This is a genomic window from Candidatus Contendobacter odensis Run_B_J11, assembly GCF_000531125.1.
GTDB lineage: Bacteria > Pseudomonadota > Gammaproteobacteria > Competibacterales > Competibacteraceae > Contendibacter > Contendibacter odensensis.
The window spans coordinates 1-1,468 of record NZ_CBTK010000225.1 but is presented as its reverse complement, the minus strand read 5'-3'; the positions used below and the strand labels follow the sequence as shown (position 1 = coordinate 1,468).

The 1,468-nt window shown below is 60.6% G+C and carries 1 protein-coding gene and 1 pseudogene; both read right to left on the bottom strand.

Annotated elements, in window-relative coordinates; genetic code table 11:
• Nucleotides 1-782: pseudogene (locus BN874_RS13210) on the bottom strand (PCRF domain-containing protein); the annotation flags it as partial.
• A gap of 89 nt (nt 783-871) precedes the next feature.
• On the bottom strand, nt 872-1,468 hold a 597-nt coding region (locus BN874_RS13205), incomplete at its 5' end, for an alanine dehydrogenase (protein WP_034434223.1).

Below are 1,468 nucleotides of genomic sequence, written 5' to 3'. Positions count from 1 at the left end.
CCGCTGATTCAGTACGGTTGACATGCTGACCACCCGCCCCGGAAGCGCGGTACACGTCTACGCGCAAATCCGCCGGATTGATGTCCACTTCGATATCGTCATCCACTTCTGGGGCGACGAATACTGCTGCGAACGAGGTGTGGCGACGGTTGCCGGAATCAAACGGAGATTTGCGCACCAGGCGATGCACGCCGGTTTCGGTTCGCAGCCAGCCGTAGGCGTAATCGCCTTCATAACGAATGCTGGCGCTTTTAATCCCCGCCACTTCACCCGGCGATACTTCCAGCAATTCGGTTTTGAAACCGCGCCGCTCGCCCCAACGCAGATACATCCGCAGCAGCATCTCCGCCCAGTCCTGCGCCTCGGTGCCGCCAGAACCGGCCTGGATATCGACGAAGGCATTGCTGGCGTCCAGTTCGCCGGAAAACATCCGTTGAAATTCCAGATCGGCAACGATACGGGCGCAGCTCTCCAAATCCCCCACCACCTCAGCGACCGCCGCCTCATCCCCTTCTTCGCCGGCCAAGGTCAGCAGCTCGGCGACCTCGTTCAAACCCCGGTCAAGATGTTCCAGCCGGTTGACCACTGCTTCCAACAGAGCGCGTTCCTTGCCTAGTGCCTGCGCCCGATCCGGGTTGTTCCAGACATTCGACTCCTGCAACTCCCGGTTGACTTCATCCAGCCGCTCACGCTTGGTCTCGAAGTCAAAGATACCCCCTCAGAGACGCGCAGCGTCCCCGTAAGTCGCTAATCTGGTTGAAATAGGGATTCAGTTCCTGCATGGCTTCCAACATCCGGGGTAGACAAAGGGGGAAGGATTGTAACGACGGAACCGGCGCAAGTCATCCGTCCCGCTCGTCAGCAAGTCCGATCACGCTGCGGCCAGCGCATCTTCGGGCGGCAGGTAGTCATAGCCCAATGCTTCAGCCACCGCCCGATAGGTGACTCGTCCACAATGGATATTCAACCCGGCGCGCAGGCAGGGATCGTTCCGAAGCGCCGCAACCGCGCCCTGATCGGCCAGTTGCAGGATGTAAGGCAAGGTGGCGTTGTTGAGGGCGAAAGTCGAGGTGCGCGCCACCGCGCCGGGCATGTTGGCCACGCAGTAATGCACTACTCCATCAATAATATAGGTGGGATCGGCATGGGTGGTCGGATGCGAAGTCTCAAAGCAGCCGCCTTGGTCAATCGAGACATCCACCAGCACCGAACCCGGCTTCATCGCCGCCAGCAGCCCCCGTGGAATCAGCTTGGGCGCCGCTGCGCCGGGTATCAGCACTGCACCAACGGTCAGATCCGCCATCAGCACTTCCTCTTCTACTGCTTCCAGCGTCGCGAAGCGGGTCAACAACCGGCCCTGAAACAGATCGTCCAGTTCCCGCAATCGTACCAGCGAACGATCCAGTACCGTCACCCGCGCTCCCATGCCAACCGCCATCCGCGCCGCGTTGGTTCCGACTACCCCGCC